A 16,449-nucleotide genomic window follows, 5' to 3' on the forward strand; every position below is an offset into this window, starting at 1 on the left:
ACCTAAAAAAAAGCGCCCGCAGAGGGCGGGCGCAGTGAACGCAAAGAAGGCTCAGGAGGCGTCTGTTTCGGGCCGGCGCAGCTGGACCCGGAACACGGTGAGCCGCAGCAGCAGATAGAGGGCGCCGAGGGCGGCCCAGATCAGCCCCAGTTCGAAGGAGGCCGGCTCCAGGTTGAGCCAGAGCACGCCGATGCAGGCGGCCCCGCACAGGGGCAGCAGCAGGAACACCAGATGGTCCCGCAGCGTCTTGTTGTGACCGAGCTTGACGTAGAAGTGGGCGATCACCGCCAGGTTGACGAAGGTGAAGGCCACCAGGGCACCGAAGTTGATCAGCGCCAGCGCCATCTCCAGGTCGAACGACACCGCTGAGAGGGCCAGTACCCCCACCAGCAGCACGTTCAGGGCCGGGGTCTGCCAGGTCGGGTGAACGTAGGCGAAGAAGCGGCTCGGCAGGGCGCGATCCCGCCCCATCACGTAAAGCAGGCGTGACACGCCGGCGTGGGAGGCGAGCCCCGAGGCCAGCACCGCCACCGTGGTGCAGACCAGCACCACCGCCTGGAACAGCTTGCCGCCCACATAGAGGGCGATCTCCGGCAGCACCGCATCCGGTTGCTGGAAGCGGGAGATGTCCGGGAAGAACAGCTGCAGGAAGTAGGAGACGGAGATGAACAGCACGCCGCCGATCAGCGCCGTCAGAACGATGGCGCGGGGGATCACCCGGGAGGCGTCCGGGGTCTCTTCGCTCAATGTGGTGATGGCGTCAAAGCCGAGGAACGACAGGCAGAGAATGGAGGCGCCGGTCAGCAGAGGGGCCACATTCATGTGCTCGGAGAAGAAGGGACGGCTGCTCGCCACCGTGCCGAGCCCCTCGCCATGGTAGACACCCCAGGCGATGAGGCCGATGAAGACGGCGATGATGCTGAACTGCATGATGACGATCAGGCTGTTGAAGTTGGCCACCAGCTTGATGCCGCGCAGGTTGAGCAGGGTCATGACGGTGGCCAGACCGAGAATGTAGGTCCAGGGTTCCACGCTCGGGAACAGGGCCTCCATGTAGATCTTGGCCAACAGCATGTTGATCATCGGCATGAACATGTAGTCGAGCAGGGAGACCCAGCCCACCATGAAACCCACGTAAGGGTGAAACACCTTCTGGGCATAGGTATAGGCGGAGCCTGCCGAGGGAAACTTGCGTACCAGATGGCCGTAGCTCATGGCGGTGAACAGCATGCCGATGAGGGCGAACAGGTAGGCGGTGGGCACATGGCCTTCGGTGATCTCGGTGACGATGCCGAAGGTGTCGAACACGGCCATGGGGGTCAGGTAAGCCAGCCCCATGATGACCACGTGCCACAGTTTGAGGCTTTTTTTCAGGCCGACGGGTTGGGCATTCATTGTGCTTTCCCCTCAATCCGGGCCGAAGGGATCAGGCTGACGGTATCAACCTGGGCATAGGGGGCGCCAGAGACGCGGCGCAGACCGGCGTGGGCCGGCAGGAAAGCAGTGAAATACCCCATGGTGTTCCTCACTAGAGAAGCGGGTGTCGTGAGATGGCAACCCATCTCGCTATCATTTCCGGTCGGTTCCGGCCTCGTTGTGGATTTGTTTGCCGCAAAAAAAGAACCTGACTCAGCAAGTGGTCGGTCCTTTGTTGCGGCGGCGCATTGTGCATTCGTGTTGCCCCCTTGACAAGCATATCAAGGGGGCAAAAACGCATTTTTTTGCACTGATGAGCGGATGTTGCGGTTCTGATCAGCCCTGGGCTGCCAGCAGGGCCTGCTCGAGCAGATCCAGCCCCTCGTCGATGAGGGCCGGCGAGGCCGTCAGCGGCGCCAGGAAGCGGATGACGTTGGCACGCACACCGCAGGCCAGCAGCACCAGCCCACGCTTGCCCGCCTCGGCCACCAGCCGCTTGGTGAGGTCGGCATCCGGTCTGGCCGCATCGCGCTGCTTGACCAGCTCCATGGCCACCATGGCGCCGGGGCCGCGGATGTCGCCGATGCAGTCAAAACGCTCCGCCAGCTGCTGCAGGCGGGCCTTGATCTGCTCGCCCTGAGCCTGGGCCCGTTGGTTGAGCTGCTCCTCCTCGATCACCTCCAGCACCGCCAGGGCGGCGGCGCAGGCGATGGGGGAGCCAGCATAGGTGCCACCCAGCCCACCCGGCTTGGCGGCGTTCATCACCTCTGCCTTGCCCACCACGGCGGAGAGCGGGAAGCCGCCGGCCAGGCTCTTGGCCAGGGTCATGATATCCGGCTCGATGCCGGCATATTCGGTGGCGAAGGTCTTGCCGGTGCGACAGAAACCGCTCTGGATCTCGTCACAGATGAGCAGGATGCTGTGCTGATCGCACAGCTGGCGCAGGCGCTGCATGAAGCTGGCGGAGGCGGGGTAGAAGCCCCCTTCACCCTGCACCGGCTCGATGATGATGGCGGCGACCCGGGTCGGCTCGATATCCGAGCTGAAGCAGAGATCCAGCGCGGCCAGCGCATCGGCCTCGCTCACTTCCAAGTAGTCGCTCGGGAAGGGCAGGTGATAGACCTCTCCCGGGAAGGGGCCGAAGCCGGTCTTGTAGGGCACCACCTTGCCGGTGAGCGCCATCCCCATCATGGTGCGGCCGTGAAAGCCCCCCTTGAAGGCGATGGTGCCGCTGCGACCGGTGTGGGCGCGGGCGATCTTGATGGCGTTCTCCACTGCCTCGGCGCCGGTGGAGAGAAACAGGGTGCGCTTTGGGGTGGGACCGGGCACCAGGGCATTCAACTTTTCCGCCAGCTCGATATAGCCGGGGTAGGGGGTAACCTGGAAACAGGTGTGGCTGAACTTCTCCAGCTGCGCGCGCACCGCCGCCACCACTTTCGGGTGGTTGTGGCCGGTGTTGAGCACGGCGATGCCGGAAGCAAAATCGATGTAGCGGTTGCCCTCCACATCCCACAGCTCGGCGTTTTGCGCCCGCTCGATAAACACCGGCAGCAGGGTACCGACGCCGTTGACTACGGCCGCTTCACGGCGCGCTTGCCACGCCTTGTTTGATGCTGACTGACTCATCTTTCCTCCCTGAGGGGCCGGGGGCCCCTGTCTCAATGTGGCGAGGCCCCTTGGGAGCACTCACTTCGTCCTTGTGAACTGATATGGCTGCGCCGGCGGGTGGCGGGCCCCTGTTGCAGGCCCGGCCGCCGGCGCAAGATGTGACTGCCTAGCGGATGCCGCCGAAGCAGAGGTATTTGGTCTCCAGGTACTCCTCCAGCCCCTCGGCCGCCCCTTCACGACCCAGGCCCGACTCCTTGATGCCGCCAAAGGGGGCCAATTCGGTCGAGATAATCCCCTCGTTGATGCCGACCATGCCGTATTCGAGCTGCTCGGCCACCCGCCAGACGCGGGCGATGTCGCGGCCATAGAAGTAGGCGGCCAGACCATAGGGGGTATCGTTGGCCAGGGCGATGGCCTCGGCTTCGGTGTCAAAGCGCACCAGCGGCGCCACCGGGCCGAAGATCTCCTCCTGCAGGATGGGGTTGGTTTTATCGACCTTGCCCAGAATGGTGGGCTGGTAGAAGAGCGGGCCGGCGGGGTGGGCTTCGCCCCCCAGCAGCAGCTCGGCGCCGGCGGCGGTGGCCTGTTTGACCAGCTCGGCTACCTTGCTGGCGGCGGCCGGGTTGATGAGCGGGCCTATCTGGGTGCCCTCGCCCATGCCGTCGCCCACCTTGAAGGCCTTGACTGCGGCGGTGAGCTTCTCGGCGAAGGCGTCGTAGATGCCGGCCTGCACCAGGATGCGGTTGGCGCAGACGCAGGTCTGGCCGGCGTTGCGGTATTTGGAGGCGAGTGCGCCGGCGATGGCGGCGTCGAGGTCGGCGTCGTCAAACACGATGAAGGGGGCGTTGCCGCCGAGCTCCAGCGACAGCTTTTTCATGGTGTCGGCGCACTGGCGCATCAACAGCTTGCCGATACGGGTGGAGCCGGTGAAGGAGAGCTTGCGCACCGTCTTGTTGTTGCACAGCTCGTTGCCCACCGCCGCGGCCTGATGGCTGGTGACGATGTTGATGACCCCGGCCGGGATGTCTGCCTGCTCCGCCAGTGCCGCCAGCGCCAGCGCGCACAGCGGGGTCTCGGCAGCCGGCTTGATGACGATGGTGCAACCGGCGGCCAGCGCCGGGCCCGCCTTGCGGGTGATCATGGCGATGGGGAAGTTCCAGGGGGTGATGGCGGCGACCACCCCGACCGGCTGCTTGATGGTGGCCAGACGGCGGTCGCTGGAAAAGCCCGGAATGGTGCGGCCGTAGGCGCGTTTGCCCTCTTCCGCGAACCACTGGATGAAGCTGGCGCCGTAGGCCACTTCCCCCTTGGCCTCGGCCAGCGGCTTGCCCTGCTCGCAGGTCATGATGCGGGCCAGCTCCTCCTGGTTGGCCATGATGAGTTCGAACCAGGCGTAGAGCCGGTTGCTGCGCTCCTTGGCGGTGAGCGCGGCCCAGCCGGGTTGGGCTGCGTGGGCGGCGGCGATGGCGCGGCGGGTGTCGCCCTCGTCCATGTCGGGCACCTGGGTAATGACCTGACCGGTGGCCGGGTTGTGCACCTCGAACCGGCGTCCGCCGCCGGCTTCACACCAGCGGCCATCTATATAGGCAAGGGATTTGATCAGGGAGAGTGCGGGTTGTGATGCTGACATAGATAGCAAGCCTCGATTGTGGGTCAGGGGGCCGGCTCATCCTGTGCCGCCACCGTATAGAATAATAAGCACAGGAAGACCATAAATTGAGCTTAAATGTTTTTCAAGTGTTAAATATATTTGAGTAAACTGTGTCTCGCGTGCTAGAAATGGAGCTGTTGGAGCGATTTTACCGGTTTTTGTGGCGCAGGGTGTGCAAAATAATGAACGGCATGCACTGTGCAGGATAACAAACAGGCCGGCGGGATTGACTCGCTATTTTAACCGGGTGCCCAGCTGGCACCTGACAGGCACACAGGGAGGTGGCCGAATGCAGCAACCACAGGGCGAGACGCGCTGGCAGTCCATGACCGACAACCCCATGACGGACAAGGGGGGGGCGCAGAGCATGGGCGAGCGTCTGGCGGCCACCCGCCGCCGGCTCGGCCTCTCCCAGCGGAGGGTCGCCGAGCTGAGCGGCCTGACCCATGGCGCCATCTGCATGATAGAGCAGGACAAGGTGAGCCCCTCGGTGGCCTCTTTGCAAAAACTGCTCAGCGTCTATGAACTGCCGCTGTCGCGCTTCTTCGCGGAGGAGGAGGGCGGTACGCCGAGCGTGGTGATCAAGGCCGAGCAGCTGATCGAGCTGGGCAGCCAGGGGGTCTCCATGAAGCTGGTGCACAACGGCAACAACCGCCGCCAGCTCGGTTTCATGCTGGAGACTTACGCCCCCGGTACCGACACAGGCGGCCAGGTCACGCATCTGGGGGAGGAGGTGGGCACCGTGCTGGAGGGATCGGTGATCCTGACGGTGGCGGGCCAGGCCTATCCGCTCAGCGCCGGGGACAGCTACGTGATCGACACGGGCGAGCCTCACAGTTTCAGCAATCCGTCGGGGCAGGTGTGCCGCATCGTCAGCGCCCACACCCCGGCCAACTTCTAGTGCCGAGACATCGTCTCGTTTGGGAAAAGAACCGGTAAGGAAACAGGGATCATGACCGAACATGTAAACAGTTACTACGCAGCCAGTGCCAACAAACACGCGCCCTATCCGACGCTGACCGAACAGCTGGAGTGCGACGTCTGCGTCATCGGGGCGGGTTATACCGGCCTCTCCAGCGCGCTGCATCTGGTGGAAAAGGGTTATTCGGTGGTGGTGCTGGAGGCGGCCCGGGTGGGCTTTGGCGCCAGCGGTCGCAACGGCGGCCAGATCGTCAACTCCTACAGTCGCGACATCGACACCATAGAAGCGAACTGCCCGCCGGATCAGGCCAGGCTGCTCGGTTCCATGCTGTTTGAGGGGGGCCAGATCATCCGCGAGCGGATCAAGCGCTACAACATCCAGTGCGATCTGCAGGAGGGCGGGGTGTTCGCCGCCGAGACCGAGAAGCAGCTGCACGAGCTCAAGGCGCAGCAGGCGCGCTGGGAGAAGTGGGGCAACGACAAGCTGGAGCTGCTCGATGCCGACGGCGTGCGCGAGGTGGTGGCGAGCGATCGCTACGTCGGTGCCCTGCTCGACAAGAGCGGCGGCCACATCCACCCCCTCAACCTGGCGCTGGGGGAGGCGGAGGCCATCCGCTTGCAGGGGGGCAAGATCTTCGAACAGTCCGCCGTCATCAGCATCACCCCGGGTACGCCTGCGTTGGTCAAGACCGCCAAGGGGGCGGTGAAGGCGCGCTTCGTGGTGGTGGCCGGCAACGCCTATCTCGGTAATCTGGTGCCTGAGCTCGCCGGCAAGAGCATGCCCTGCGGCACTCAGGTGATCGCCACCGAGGTGCTGGGGGAGGAGCGGGCCCGCTCGCTGCTGCCGCAAAACTACTGCCTGGAAGATTGCAACTACCTGCTCGACTACTACCGTACCTCCGGTGATCACCGGCTGATCTATGGCGGTGGCGTGGTCTATGGGGCGCGGGATCCGGCGGACATCGAGCGGCTGATCATCCCCAAGATGCTGAAGACCTTCCCCCAGCTGGCGGACGTCAAGGTGGAGTACACCTGGACCGGCAACTTCCTGCTCACCCTGTCGCGCCTGCCGCAGTTTGGTCGCATCGGCTCCAACATCTACTACATGCAGGGCTACAGCGGCCATGGTGTCACCTGTACCCATCTGGCGGGCAAGCTGCTCTCCGAGGTGTTGAGCGGTCAGGCGGAGCGCTTCGATGCGTTTGCCAAACTGCCGCACTACCCCTTCCCGGGGGGGCGCCTGTTCCGTATCCCCTTCACCGCCGCTGGCGCCGCCTGGTATACCCTGCGCGATCGGCTGGGGGTGTGAGTCAGCGTGCGCCGAGTCTGATCTCCATGAAAAAAGAAACACCGCCAGCTGGCGGTGTTCTTCTTTATATGGGCTCTTATTGAGCCAGGGATTTCAGTTGCTGCTTGTCCGGCGGGTTGTTCCAGTCGATGGGGCCGTGGGTGAAGCGGTATTGCAGGCGGGGCAGGCTGGTTTCCAGCCACTCTTCGCGAAAATAGGCGTAGCCCTGATCCCAGTCCGGGTCGTTGGCCCAGCCGGTTTGCAGGAAGTAGAGCCGGGTGCCCTGGCCTTCCGGCACGAATCGCAGGCTGACCTGGGTCTTCTGCAGGCGTATGTGGGGCAGGGAGGGCGGAAAATTCCAGCTGAAGCTGAGCAGGTCGTGGGGCATGACGGCCATCACCCGGCAACCTTCGCTGCCACGTTCACCCAGCGGGGCATCGGGTCTGAAATAGATTTCGAAGGGACCATTCGGTTCGGGTACCATCAGGCACTCCGGCGCCAGAAAACTGCGCAGGCCACTCTCGGTTGTCCAGGCGCGCCAGACATCGTCGATATGGGCCGGAACAAAGATGTTGCCTTCTATCTGCTTGTTATCCATAAATCAGCGAGCCTCAAACCATCCATACATGGGACTCAGGCAGTATAGTCCCATGGCTGATGAAATGGACAGAGGTGTGTCACACCCCTGCCATCGCCGAGAGACTATTATGCCCGTGCGATTTGACATGGTGCCTGTGTTCCATTGAGAGTGGGGTCAGGCAGTCACAATGACAAGGACGCTTTGATGATCAGAGTCATGCAAGAGACGGATATTCCCCAGCTGGCGCAGCTGTTTCTCAAAGGGCGGCGGCAGACGTTTCACTGGGTCGATCCCGCGCATTTTCGGCTGGAAAATTTTGACGAGCAGACCCGGGGCGAGCAGATCTGGGTAGCCGAGCAGGGGGGAGCGCCTTGCGGATTTGTCTCCATCTGGGGAGATGAAAGCTTCGTTCACCACCTGTATGTCTCGGCCGACTGGCATGGGCAGGGGGTGGGGCGGGCCCTGCTGAGTCACGGGTTGGCCTCTTTTCAAAAGCCCGCCTCACTCAAGGTGGCGACCCACAACACGGCGGCGCTGGCCTTTTATCATCGACTGGGATGGCAGAATACGGCAGAAACCGGCCACTGCGAGATCACCGGCCCCTGGCGGCGGTTGATCCTGGAATAGGGCGCCAGCGTCCTGCGACTGATCAGATCATGGTTGCAGAGCTGCATTGCCGGCAGTAACGAGCGGATGCTGCCGGTAATATATAGTGTCAATCGTCTACCTTGAGTCTCATGTGGGTGAGTCAGGTTTTAACAACCGTGGCCAATTGTAAAATAGCGGTCGCAACTGTGATGGAAAATATAACGGGGCACATCTGCGCTATTTGCCATACCCGGTATGGGGAATTGCATGGCAAAAGATGAGCTGGTGTGACGTAATGGGGAATGGCTGAATAAAGTCAGCGGTATATTCAGCCGCTCTTTTTTGTTAAGAAAGTGACAGCGGCTATAAAATCATTATGTTGTCATCAAACAGCCGTGCTATTCTCAAGCTGTGTTATCCCTGTGACAAACAAAAATAATTCTGTGAGGAAGTAATGAACGAGTTTCTGAAAGTTCTGCTGAACATTCGCAGCCTGCGCGCTGCCATCCGTGAATTGCCGTTTGAACAGCTGCAAGAAGCAAAAGAAAAGTTCGAGCTGGTATATAACGAGCGTGCCGAGTCTGTTGAACAAGAGCGTGCCGAACAGGAAGAGCGTCAGCGCAAGCTGAGCGAGTTCACTGAAATGCTGCAGCAGGCCGGTATCGATCCCCGTGAGCTGCTGAACAGCGCCGCCGCCCCGGCTGCCGCTGCTGGTGCGACCAAGAGCAAGCGCGCCCCGCGTCCTGCCAAGTACAAGTACCAGGAAGATGGCCAGGAGAAAACCTGGACTGGTCAAGGCCGCATGCCGAAAGCCATTGCCGAGCAAGTGGCACTGGGCAAGGATCTGAATGATTTCCTGATCTGATCCACGGGATCAGTCATGAATGATGCCGCCCATGAGGCGGCATTATTATTTGTGCTCACCAAAAATATCTTCTGTCAATTCCCCAACTCCCCTGATACGACCTTGTTGTGTCGCATTCAGACCGGCACTCTGCACGTCAATTGGTCGCCCCATGATGGAATGATTAATTGCAGATGGTCGTACCGATAGCTCCCTGTACGCGCTTTTGTTGTCACGTGATCATCGAAATGTCAGCCATATCTGGACTCATATAGCCCGTCAGGTATTAGTGGCTGGCGATGCGGCAATGGAAAAAGCATTAAGTCAGTCGTAGGGCGTGCCTCTTTTTTGCTCCGTAACCCGCCGAATTTTACTGAGTGGTTATCCACCCTGACCGGGGGCAGACTGCTTGTCTGCGGCGTGCAGTGGGTAATACCTGAGCCAACATATTATTAATTCCTGCCGGATCCGAATGTCAGCGTACTTTGCATGGAAAAAGAGTGAGCTGGTCATTTAATCGGTAGACCAGAGCGGTCGACAGGGTAGGAATATCTCCAAAATAATAAGGCTCCCGTCGCGGGAGCCTTATTGCTGATGGTGGTTCAACTGGCCAGCTGGGCATGCCAGCGGGTGATGTCCGGTTGTGCCCGACCAGGATGCTGGCGCCGTGTCTCGACGGCCTCTGCCAGCATGGCGAGCAGGGTCTGGGTATCGTCCCAGCACAGGCAGGCATCGGTGACCGACTGGCCATATACCAGCTCGGTCAGCGGCGCCGGTTTTTGGCTGCCTCCCTGCAGGAAGCTCTCGACCATGACGGCGGCGATGGCGTCGCTGCCTTCCCCCAGCTGGCGGCAGAGCTCTCCTGCCACCCGGATCTGGTTTTTGTGCAGCTTCTGGCTGTTGCCGTGGCTGCAATCCACCATCAACCGGGGCGTGAGCCCCTGCTGTGCCAGTCGCTCGGCCGCCTCTTCCACGTCGCTCTGGTGATAATTGGGGCGGGTACCGCCGCGCAAGATGATGTGGCCGGCCGGGTTGCCCTCACTCTTGATCACCACCATGCCGCCCTGGCTGCCGGGGGCGGTAAACAGGTGGGAGGCTTCGCTGGCCTGGATGGCATCGATGGCCACCCGGATGTTGCCATCGGTACCGTTCTTGAAACCGATGGGACAGGGCAGGGCCGAGGCCAGCTGCCGGTGCACCTGTGACTCCGTGGTCCGGGCGCCGATCGCTCCCCAGCTGATGAGATCGGCCAGGTAGAGGAAGCTGGTGGTATCGAGAAACTCGGTGGCGGTGGCCAGCCCCAGCTGGTTGATGTCGAGCAGCAGCTGGCGTGCCAGCTGCAGGCCATTACCTATGTCGTTGCTGCCGTCCAGATGGGGATCGAACACCAGCCCCTTCCAGCCCACCGTGGTGCGGGGCTTCTCGAAATAGGTGCGCATCACAATCTGCAGCCGATCCCGATAGTCGTGGGCCAGCACCGCCAGCCGCCGGGCGTAATCGAGGGCGGCGAGGGGATCGTGAATGGAGCAGGGACCGATGACCACCAGCAGGCGATCGTCATCCCCGCTCAGGATCTGGCGAACCTGCTGACGGTGCTGATCGATCCCGGTTGCCAGGTCGGCGGGACAGGGGTGAAGTGCCAACAGGTCGGCAGGAGTGGGGAGAGCCTCCACCGCGAAGGCGCGCATTACCGAGTTCAAGACTGCCATCTGGATTACCTTGCTGTGCAAATGGAGTGAATGACGTGCACTCCACACCGGGACCCGGGCGAGGGAGCTGCAATGGGGCGTCATCACCTGTTACTGTTGAGAGTGATTATCATTATCTTGTTGTCGGCCACAAATGCAAGCACAACCGAGTGGCATACCAGAATGGGGGGGAGAACAGGTGGGTGGCATTGCACCAATGGCAATCAAGCCCATGGCCGGCAGACCATGAGCTTGATATTTCAGGACAAAATCAGCTGATTCAGCTGTCCATCACGTCGTGACGCGCATGGTGATAGGCCTCTTCATCCTTGCCGTGGCGCCAGTAGGGCACGGCGTAGACCCGGGTGCGATCCACCTCGAGTGTGCGCCGTACGTGGCGGCGCATGGGGACCACCAATCCCTCTTCCCCGCCGAACCAGAAGTAGCTCTGTTGCTCCTCCAGCGGCAGGGCGGTGAAGTACTCCACCAGTGGCGCCGTCTCTTCGGGGGAACCGACAAACCAGCGCAGGGTCACCCCGGCGGGCAGCGACAGATCCTGCACATCTTCCTGATAGGGCACCAGCAGGGTGATGTGGCCGCGGGCATCGGCGGGCATCACCTCGGCCATGGCGCTGATGGCGGGCAGGGCGGTGAGATCCCCCACCATGTAGTAGTGGCTGGCAGGCTGCAACATGGGGTCCGGACCACCTGGGCCCGAGATGGCCAGCAGATCGCCTGGCTTGACCTCGTTGGCAAAGCGGCTGGCGGGGCCGCCATCGCCGTGCAGGGCGAAGTCGATATCCAGCTCCAGCGCCTCGCGGCGAAACGCGCGAATGGTGAAGGTGCGCATGATGGGGCGCTGGCTCGGATCTTCCCAGCGCGGCCCCTGCGGGGTGGGGGTGGGCAGCACGGCATGGGCCTGGCCCGGCTGGGGCAGCATGATCTTGATATGGGCGCCGCCACAGGTGAAGGGGTAGTCAGCGAGCTCCGGGCTGCTCAGGCAGATCCGGCGCAGGTGCGGGCTCACATCCTGAATGTGCTTGACCGTGAGCAGACGGGGACGATTGACCGGGGCGGACTGGGACATGGGCATACTCCTGACTGATAATGGCGCCCATTTTTCATTAAATGAAAATTATTATCAATTGCTTTGTGTGCCAGCGGTCAGACCCTGGCCGAGGGGGAAAAGGCACGCAAGGGGAGAAGTAAGGGAGAGGCCTCATGCCCTCGCACCGCGCGAGGGCATGAGGCAAGGCCGGTCAGCTGCGATCGCTCCCCCCCAGCGCCTTGTAGATCCTGGCCATGGTGTTGAGCTGCTCCTTCTGCTGGCCGAGCAGGGCGAGCTCGGCATCCCACAACCGGTTCTGCTCATCCAGCCAGGGTTGTACCCCGGTGGCGCCGGCCTGGTAGCGGGCTCTGGCCAGCCGCTCCGCCTCTTTGGCAAAGTCCAGCTGCTCGGCCAGGTAGTTCAGGCGCTGCTCGCCGTGGTGGCGGGCGGTCAGACCATCTTCCACCTCCACCAGCGCGCTGTAGAGCTGCTTGCGAAACTCTGCCTCGGCTATCTGGTAATCGAGCCTGGAGCCCGCGATGGCGAGCCGGGTCTTGTTGTATTCGAGGAAGGGCAGCGCCAGCGTGGCGCCCAGGGTTCCCACCGGGTTTTGCAGCACCTGTGTCAGGGTGTCCGAGCTGCTGCTGGCCCCGCCGGTCAGGCTCAGGGTGGGGTAGAAACCGGTGCGGATCTCGTCCCCCTTCGCCAGGGTCTTGCGCAGGCGCAGCTCGGCGGCGCGCACGTCGGGGCGCCGCGCCAGCACATCGGCCGGAATGCCGACCGCCAGCGTGGGGATGGGGGCCGTCGGCAGTGCCTTGGGTTCGAACGCCAGCGAGCCGCTGCTGCGACCGAGCAACAGCCGCAGGGCATTGCGGGCCTGCTCCTGTTGCATCAGGAGCGAGCTGAGCTCCGCCTGCTTGCCGGCTTTCTGCTGGCTGGCCTGCACCAGGTCGAGCCGGGTCACGGCGCCGGCCCGGTACTTGGCCTGGGTCAGCTGCTCGGCGCGCTCATAGTTGGCGAGCTGCTGCTGGCCGAGGGTGATGGCCGAGCCGAGATAGGCCAGCTGCCAGTACTGCTCCAGCGCCTTGCCGATCAGCATCAGGCGGGTGGCCGCCAGATCCTGGGCGGAGGCCTCGGCCTCCCAGCTCGCCTGATCCCGCACCGAGGCGAGCCGGCCCCACAGATCCACCTCGTAGCCGAGGGTGAGGGTGGGGCCCATGCTGCCGCTGGCCTTGCCGCTCTTCAGATCCTTGGTGCCATTGCCGCTGATGCCGGCATTGACCGAGGGAGTCAGGTTGGTGTCGGCCAGATCGGCGCCGAGCAGGGCACTGCGCAGGCGCAGGCCGGCTACCTGCATGTCCGGGTTGGCGGCCAGCACGGTCTCGATCAGCCGATCCAGCTCGGGGTCGTGGAAGCCTTGCCACCAGGGGCCGGCCTGCTGCCGGGTGAGGCCGTCGTCCGGCTGTTGCCAGTGGTCGGCCAGCGCCAGATCCTGCCGCTGATAGCTGCTCTGCTGGCTGCAGGCGCCGAGACCGAGCGCCAGGGTGAGGCAGAGCCCCAGTTTGGATAAGTGGTACATCGTCATTCCCTCGCCAGCGCCTCGACCGGGTCAAGCCGGGCGGCATTGCGGGCGGGCAGGTAGCCAAACAGGATCCCGATGAGCGAGGAACAGCCAAACGCCATCAGGATGGAAAAGAGCGAGAAGTGCATCTGGATGCTCTCCACAAAAAGGGAGAAGAGCAGGCCGATGAAGAGAGAGACGCCGACCCCGAGCATGCCGCCCAGTAGGCTCACCATCACCGCCTCGATCAAAAACTGCTGCAGTATGTCCGACTGGCGGGCGCCGACCGCGATGCGGATGCCGATCTCGCGGGTACGCTCCACCACCGACACCAGCATGATGTTCATTACCCCGACACCGCCGACAATGAGGGAGATCACCGCGATGGCGGAGACCAAGAGCGTCATGGTGGCGGTGGTCTTCTCCACCGACTTGATGATGCTGTCGCTGCTGAAGGTGAAGAAGTCCTTCACCCCGTGGCGCTGGGTCAGCAGCTCGATGGCGGCCTGTTCGGCCAGCGCCGGTTGCACCCCGTCCTTGACCCGGATGGTGAGCTGGCTGAAGTGGTTCTGGGAGATGAGACGGCTCATCACGGCGCTGTAGGGCAGCCAGACGTTCACCGACTGGCTGCTGCGGCCAAATCCGGTCTCCTCTTCCACCACGCCGATGATGCGCACCGGCAGGGTGCCGACCAGTACCACCTGGCCGACGGGATCCTGCTTGCCGAGCAGGCTCTCGATGGTCTTGCCGTCCACCACCGCCACTGCCGCCCGGTTCTGGATGTCACGCTCGTCGAACAACCGGCCGTTGGTGAGCTTCATCCCCTTGACCCGGAAGAAGTCGTTGCCGACCCCCACTATGCTGCCGCTGCTGGTCTTGTTGCGATAACGCAACTGGCCGGGAGCGGCTATCTGGGGACTGGCCCCTTCCAGATAGGGCTGACCGAGCAGGGCGTCGAGATCCCGCTTGTTGAGGGTCTGGATGCTGGCCGCCTTCTCGTCCCCCCAATCCTTGCCGGGGAAGATGTCGATGGTGTTGGTGCCCATGGCGTTGATCTGATCGATCACCTTGGCGCGCGCCCCTTGACCGAGCGCCACCACGCTCACCACGGCGGCGATGCCGATGATGATGCCAAGCATGGTGAGGAAGGTGCGCATGCGGTGGGCCAGCATGGCGTGCAGCGCCATGCGCGCCGCTTCCCGGTAGCGATCCCAGTCGTGGCCAGCTCCTTCCTTGCCGGCAGGGGCGGCGGTCGGGGTCACGGGGACGGCCGCCGGCTTGCGACCGCTGTCCTCCTGCACCCGGCCATCTTTCAGGGTGATGATCCGGTCGGCGTGGCTGGCCACCTCCATGTCGTGGGTCACCAGAATGATGGTGTGGCCCTGGGCGTGGAGCTCCTTGAGAATGGCCATCACCTCCTTGCCGCTCTGGCTGTCGAGGGCCCCGGTCGGTTCGTCCGCCAGGATCACCTCGCCGCCATTGGCCAGCGCCCGGGCGATACTGACCCGCTGCTGCTGGCCGCCGGAGAGCTGGCTCGGGGTATGATGGCTGCGCTCGCTGAGCCCCAGCCGGGTGAGCAGCGCCTGTGAGCGGGCCTGGCGCTCGGCCCGTGGCGTACCGGCGTAGACGGCCGGGATCTCCACGTTGGCGGCGGCATTGAGGTGCGGCAGCAGGTGGTAGCGCTGAAAGATGAAGCCGAAGTGGTGGCAGCGCAGCCGGGCGAGGGAGAGGGCATCCAGGGTCGCGGTATCCTGGCCACGGAACAGGTACTGGCCACTGCTCGGCCGATCGAGGCAGCCCAGCAGGTTCATCAGGGTCGACTTGCCGGAGCCTGAGGCACCGACGATGGCGATCATCTCCCCCGCCTCGATGGTGAGGTCGAGCGGATGGAGCACGGTCACTTCCTGCTCCCCGCTCTGGTAGCGGCGCTCGATCCCCTTGAGCTGGATCAGCGGCTCGCTCACAGCATGATCTCCACGTCATTGTTGCTGGCTGGCTTGCCCTGGCCCAGGGTGACCTTCTCCTGTTCGCTCAGGCCGCTAACCACTTCGATCTTGATGTCGTCCTTCATGCCGGTCTTGATGCGGCGGGTCTCCTTCTGATCGTCCTCCTTGAGCAGGGTGACCTCGTACTCGTTTTCCCCGAGCTTCTTGCCAAGGGCGGTCTGCGGAATCGTCAGCACCTGCTTGCGCTCGCCGAGCACTATGGTGACCTGGGTGGTCATGGCGACCCGCAGGGTGTGATCCGGGTTTGGCACGTCGAACAGGGCGTAGTAGTAGACGGCGGCGTTGCTGGTGGCCGTGGTGCTGGTGGCCTGTTCGTTGATGTTGGTGGGGGCCAGCTCGACGGTGCGCAGGGTGCCGTGGTAGCGGGTATCCGGGTCTCCCATCAGGGTGAAGTAGACCGGCATGCCGGCTTTGACCCGGGTGACGTCCGCTTCCGAGATCTGCGCCTTGACCGTCATGGTCTCCAGATTGGCGAGCTTGAGCAGGGTCGGCACCGTCTGGCTGGCGGCCAGGGTCTGGCCCTGACGGGTCACAATGCTGACGACGGTGCCATCCATGGGGGCCTGAATGCGGTTGTAGCCGAGCTCGGTCTTGGTTCTCTCCACCTTGATCTGGGCATTCTCGACCTCGGCCTGGGCGCTTTGCAGCTCGGCCCTGGTCACGGCCAGGAGGGCTTCGGCGCTCTCCAGATCGGCGCGCGAGCTTGCCTCCTGCCTGAACATCTGCTGCTGACGGCGCCAGCTCAGCTCGTTCTGCTTGAGCTGGGCCTGCTTGATCTTGAGCTGGGCGCGGCGGCTGGCGAGATCCGCCTCGGCGGTCTTGAGGTTGTTCTGGGCGATCAGCGGGTCGATCTCGGCCAGCAAATCCCCCTGCTTGACCTTCTGGCCCGCTTCCACCGCGAGATAGGTGACCTGGCCGGAGACCTGGGCACCGACGTCCACCTGCTCGATGGCCTGCAGTACCCCGCTGGCCAGCACGGTCTGCTCCACATCCTGACGGGTTACCTGGGCGGTCAGCACCGGCTCGGGCGTCTTGCTCGGCCAGAGCAGCCAGCCGATGGCGAGCAAGAGGACGAGGACGAGCAGGGCAACTTTTCTCTGCTGGGGAGTTATGTTCATGTTTCACCTGAAAGAAGCGAACGAAGGCGTGCAAGGGCAATATCCTGCAGCAAACGAGGCTTAAAAAACAGCGATGAATATGTAAGGAAACATGTAAATAGCCTTGTCATTAGGCCGGGGCAATGAGGAGGG

At 63.0% G+C, this 16,449-nt stretch carries 14 protein-coding genes; 4 read left to right on the plus strand and 10 right to left on the minus strand.

Features of this window, described 5'->3' with window-relative positions:
- Nucleotides 1-51: 51 nt before the first annotated feature.
- The 4 genes from C2U40_RS05575 to C2U40_RS05585 all read right to left on the minus strand — a co-directional run bounded on the left by C2U40_RS05575 (nt 52) and on the right by C2U40_RS05585 (nt 4,654).
- Nucleotides 52-1,395, minus strand: a complete 1,344-nt coding sequence (locus tag C2U40_RS05575) for an APC family permease (RefSeq protein ID WP_011706801.1) — start codon at nt 1,393-1,395, stop codon at nt 52-54.
- Nucleotides 1,392-1,517 (minus strand): hypothetical protein, encoded by a 126-nt coding sequence (locus tag C2U40_RS26825; protein WP_254902341.1) that lies wholly within the window; start codon nt 1,515-1,517, stop codon nt 1,392-1,394. The genes C2U40_RS05575 and C2U40_RS26825 overlap by 4 nt, the downstream gene beginning before the upstream one ends.
- 235 nt (nt 1,518-1,752) lie before the next feature.
- Nucleotides 1,753-3,042 (minus strand): 4-aminobutyrate--2-oxoglutarate transaminase, encoded by a 1,290-nt coding sequence (gene gabT / locus C2U40_RS05580; protein WP_103829070.1) that lies wholly within the window; start codon nt 3,040-3,042, stop codon nt 1,753-1,755.
- A gap of 148 nt (nt 3,043-3,190) precedes the next feature.
- The gene (locus C2U40_RS05585; protein WP_103829071.1) at nt 3,191-4,654 is read right to left on the minus strand and encodes an NAD-dependent succinate-semialdehyde dehydrogenase; all 1,464 of its coding nucleotides are present in this window, start codon (nt 4,652-4,654) and stop codon (nt 3,191-3,193) included.
- 310 nt (nt 4,655-4,964) lie between these two features.
- Here C2U40_RS05585 and puuR point away from each other — a divergent pair, with 310 nt between their 5' ends.
- Together puuR and C2U40_RS05595 are read left to right on the plus strand one after the other, a co-directional pair.
- Nucleotides 4,965-5,576: an HTH-type transcriptional regulator PuuR gene (gene puuR / locus C2U40_RS05590; protein ID WP_044800441.1), complete on the plus strand. Its 612-nt coding sequence runs from the start codon at nt 4,965-4,967 to the stop codon at nt 5,574-5,576.
- 51 nt (nt 5,577-5,627) lie between these two features.
- Complete coding sequence (locus tag C2U40_RS05595; protein ID WP_024945092.1) at nt 5,628-6,905, plus strand: NAD(P)/FAD-dependent oxidoreductase; 1,278 nt, start codon at nt 5,628-5,630, stop codon at nt 6,903-6,905.
- A 76-nt stretch (nt 6,906-6,981) separates the two neighbouring features.
- Here the strand turns inward: C2U40_RS05595 and C2U40_RS05600 are convergent, their stop codons facing one another.
- A complete protein-coding gene (locus C2U40_RS05600) occupies nt 6,982-7,482 on the minus strand; it encodes an SRPBCC family protein (protein ID WP_011706794.1) in 501 nt (166 codons plus the stop codon).
- Nucleotides 7,483-7,668: 186 nt separating this feature from the next.
- On the opposite strand from C2U40_RS05600, the gene C2U40_RS05605 reads away from it, so the two are divergent.
- Nucleotides 7,669-8,091, plus strand: coding sequence for a GNAT family N-acetyltransferase (locus C2U40_RS05605; RefSeq protein WP_181014949.1), 423 nt, complete (start codon nt 7,669-7,671; stop codon nt 8,089-8,091).
- A 415-nt stretch (nt 8,092-8,506) separates the two neighbouring features.
- Nucleotides 8,507-8,917: an H-NS family histone-like protein gene (locus tag C2U40_RS05610; RefSeq protein WP_017410727.1), complete on the plus strand. Its 411-nt coding sequence runs from the start codon at nt 8,507-8,509 to the stop codon at nt 8,915-8,917.
- 581 nt (nt 8,918-9,498) lie between these two features.
- On the opposite strand, the gene C2U40_RS05615 is transcribed toward C2U40_RS05610, so the two are convergent.
- From C2U40_RS05615 to macA, 5 genes are all read right to left on the minus strand, one after another.
- Nucleotides 9,499-10,605 carry a 3-deoxy-7-phosphoheptulonate synthase gene (locus C2U40_RS05615; RefSeq protein WP_181014950.1) on the minus strand — a complete coding sequence of 369 codons (1,107 nt, stop codon included), beginning with the start codon at nt 10,603-10,605 and terminating at the stop codon, nt 9,499-9,501.
- Between the two features lie 259 nt (nt 10,606-10,864).
- Nucleotides 10,865-11,671 carry a siderophore-interacting protein gene (locus tag C2U40_RS05625; RefSeq protein WP_103829073.1) on the minus strand — a complete coding sequence of 269 codons (807 nt, stop codon included), beginning with the start codon at nt 11,669-11,671 and terminating at the stop codon, nt 10,865-10,867.
- A gap of 172 nt (nt 11,672-11,843) precedes the next feature.
- A complete protein-coding gene (locus tag C2U40_RS05630) occupies nt 11,844-13,217 on the minus strand; it encodes an efflux transporter outer membrane subunit (RefSeq protein WP_103829074.1) in 1,374 nt (457 codons plus the stop codon).
- Entirely contained in the window at nt 13,214-15,157 is a 1,944-nt protein-coding gene (locus tag C2U40_RS05635; protein ID WP_103829075.1) for a MacB family efflux pump subunit, read from the minus strand. Before C2U40_RS05635 ends, C2U40_RS05630 begins: the two co-directional genes overlap by 4 nt.
- Complete coding sequence (macA, locus tag C2U40_RS05640) at nt 15,154-16,317, minus strand: macrolide transporter subunit MacA (protein ID WP_103829076.1); 1,164 nt, start codon at nt 16,315-16,317, stop codon at nt 15,154-15,156. The genes C2U40_RS05635 and macA overlap by 4 nt, the downstream gene beginning before the upstream one ends.
- Nucleotides 16,318-16,449: the final 132 nt, after the last annotated feature.

The sequence above is a fragment of the Aeromonas sp. ASNIH4 genome, from assembly GCF_002934425.1.
GTDB lineage: Bacteria > Pseudomonadota > Gammaproteobacteria > Enterobacterales > Aeromonadaceae > Aeromonas > Aeromonas hydrophila.